This is a genomic window from Peptoniphilus sp., from assembly GCF_050943655.1.
Lineage (GTDB): Bacteria > Bacillota > Clostridia > Tissierellales > Peptoniphilaceae > Peptoniphilus_A.
The window spans coordinates 1-2,810 of record NZ_JBMNPQ010000119.1 but is presented as its reverse complement, the minus strand read 5'-3'; the positions used below and the strand labels follow the sequence as shown (position 1 = coordinate 2,810).

Below are 2,810 nucleotides of genomic sequence, written 5' to 3'. Positions count from 1 at the left end.
GAAGAGTACGAAAGAATTAGAGAAGATGTAAAGGGTTACGACGGATATATTTTCTTCACACCTGAATACAATAGATCAGTTGCACCAGCACTTAAAAATGTAATTGACATTGTATCTGTAAACACTAAGGGTAATTACTGGGACGGCAAGCCAGTTGCAGTGTTCTCTGCATCCATTGGAGGATTTGGAGGCATGGCATCAAACCTTGCTATAAGACAGACTTTCTCTTATGTGAACTTAATTACACTTGAACAACCAGAAGTATTCCTAGCAAAAATTCACGAACTATTCGACAAGGATGGAGAGATGGTCGAAGATACAAAAAAATTCTTACAACAAGCAGTCGACACATATGTTGAGCATGCTAAAAAAATTATAGGTTAAGGCCATGATAAGACCCCAGATGTTTAATCAATTGATTAATATCTGGGGTTATTTTTATTTTTTTAAATTTTTTAAAACTTAAGTTATACGCATCAATTAATAAAATTACTTGCGCCTTCAACAAAAGTCTTTATAAAGAAAATTGTCTGAGGCTGATAGATAATATCTACCAAGAAAGCTCCAACGATTGGCACAATCATCATTGCCTTTCTACTCATTCCATACTTTTCGTTTACTGCAGTCATGTTTACAATTGCAGATGGTGTTGCTCCCAATGTGTGTCCACAAAGTCCTGCACACATTACTGCCGCGTCATAATCTGATCCAAGAAGTTTAAATACAACGAAGTATGCTGCAAGTGAAATAAATATTACTTGGCATAGAACTACGATTAATACTCCACCTAATAGACCTGATAGTTCCCAAAGTTTTAAAGTCATAAGCGCAAGAGATAAGTATAAGTTAAGCATGACAGTTCCTATTCCATCAACTAACGCAAAATCAAACTTGTACATCTCATATTTTTCATTAATATTTCTAACTATTACTGCGACAAACATCGCTCCAACATATGTTGGGAAGTCCATGTTTATTAGTTTACTAATTTGTCCTGAGATAATTGATCCTATTGCCATTGCAATAATTATTACTGATACATTTTTTATTACATCAAGCTCTGTCAAACTTTCACCAAAAGAAGAGTTGATACTTTCTATGTCGTCATCAAAAACTCCTTCAGTTTCGTCGGGAGATAAGTTATTCTTTTCAATTAATTTTCTGCCAATTGGTCCACCAATTAATACTGCAGATATAAGTCCAAATGTGGCTGCAGCCGCTCCAACAAGTGGCGCAGTTTCATATCCCATCTTCGCAAAAGTCCTGCCGTAAGACATTGCTGCACCATGTCCTCCAATCATTGAGATGGCACTGGATAAAAGTGCATAAGGTGTCTCTAGGTCAACAAGTTTAGATACAACAATTCCTATTGTGTTTTGAAGTATTGAAATAACTCCACAAATTAACCAATAAACTATAAGTGCTTTTCCACCCTTTTTTAAAAGTGCAAAACTTGCTCCAAGACCTACTGTTGTGAAGAAGGCAAGCATAAAGGTATCTTGAAAAATATTTTCAAAATTTACTGTAAAAGTATTAGTCACATGCCCCGCCCACGTAATGAACATGAATAAAAATCCACCAACTACAGGCGCTGGAATACAATATTTTTCCAAGAATTTAAACTTCTTCTTAAGAGCATAACCTATTAACAATAGTATGGCAGCAAAAGCAAGCGTCATAGTGCTGTCGATATTTATCGAAAGCATTCCATCAATCGTTTCAAATCCCATAATATCCTCCTTTTTAAAACGTTATAATTTTATTCTAACATTAGAGTGTTTATGGTTCAATGCACTTCTCTAAATTAGTTTAATCTGTTCAGATATTTTATAATAAATAAACTTTATATAGCAATAAAAAAAGATGTATAAAATCTTATACATCTCACTTTAAGTATTTATTTAAATCATTTGCATCCACATGATTAAAGCTCACTTTAAACTCACTAAGGTCCAAATACTGATCGAGTGTGTGCTTAAACATATCAATATCGCCTGTTAAGTAAAAATCAATTGTCCTTTCATCAAGAGGCTCATTATCTTCTTCGATATTTAAAATTTCCATTGTTTTTTTAATAGATAGATATGCCGGATTGATTATCCTAACATTTCTGTTGTCTTTTTTATAAATATTCTTAAAAGATTTTTTTACAATTGGAAAGTGCGTGCAGCCTAGAATTATTGTGTCGTAATCAAAGTCACCAAACTCCTCAAGGTGATTTCTGATTAATCTCTCCATGTGATCTTCGTCAAATTCCCCACGCTCGATTGGCAGTACCAAGTCCTGACAAGCAATTGATTTAACTTCAATCCTAGGGTCAAGTCCTTTTATCGTATTGTCATAAACTTTGCTATTTACTGTGGACTCTGTTCCAATAAGGGCAATCTTTCTGTTATGTGTCATCTCAACTGAGTCAAGGCTTCCCCAACTTATTATTCCAAGTATTGGATAGTCGTATTTTTCCTGAGATGCCTCAAGTCCGTGAACTGTTGCAGTGTTACATGCAATTACAGATAGATCTACATCTTTATCTTGTAAAAATCCCATTGCCTCAAGGGTAAAGTCGCGTATCTCCTCTGGTTTTCTCACTCCGTAAGGCATTCTGCCCGTGTCCCCAAGATAGACAAAATTTTTATTATGAATTTTCTTTATAGCATTTTTTAAAACGGACAGTCCACCTGTTCCGCTGTCAAAAAGTCCTATCGAATTGCTCAATAAACCTCACCAACTTCTAAAAGCTTCCAATTATTTAAAAAATAACTATCTAATATTATAACACTAAAACCTGTAAATTTAACATCAAAATTAAA

General features: G+C 34.3%; 3 protein-coding genes. 1 reads left to right on the top strand and 2 read right to left on the bottom strand.

What is annotated here, in order from left to right; genetic code table 11:
• The coding region (locus ACOX6R_RS07825; protein ID WP_433448958.1) for an NADPH-dependent FMN reductase at positions 1-384 on the top strand (384 nt) is incomplete at its 5' end.
• 92 nt (positions 385-476) lie between these two features.
• On the opposite strand, the gene gltS is transcribed toward ACOX6R_RS07825, so the two are convergent.
• On the bottom strand, positions 477-1,730 hold the full coding sequence (gene gltS / locus ACOX6R_RS07820) for a sodium/glutamate symporter (RefSeq protein ID WP_433448956.1): 1,254 nt from the start codon (positions 1,728-1,730) through the stop codon (positions 477-479).
• 154 nt (positions 1,731-1,884) lie between these two features.
• Positions 1,885-2,715 (bottom strand): glutamate racemase, encoded by an 831-nt coding sequence (gene murI / locus ACOX6R_RS07815; protein ID WP_433448954.1) that lies wholly within the window; start codon positions 2,713-2,715, stop codon positions 1,885-1,887.
• Between the last annotated feature and the right edge of the window lie 95 nt (positions 2,716-2,810).

Coding starts and splice junctions, on each gene's coding strand:
- gltS (WP_433448956.1), bottom strand. CDS start 1,730: ATGGGATTTGAAACGATTGATGGAATGCTTTCGATAAATATCGACAGC.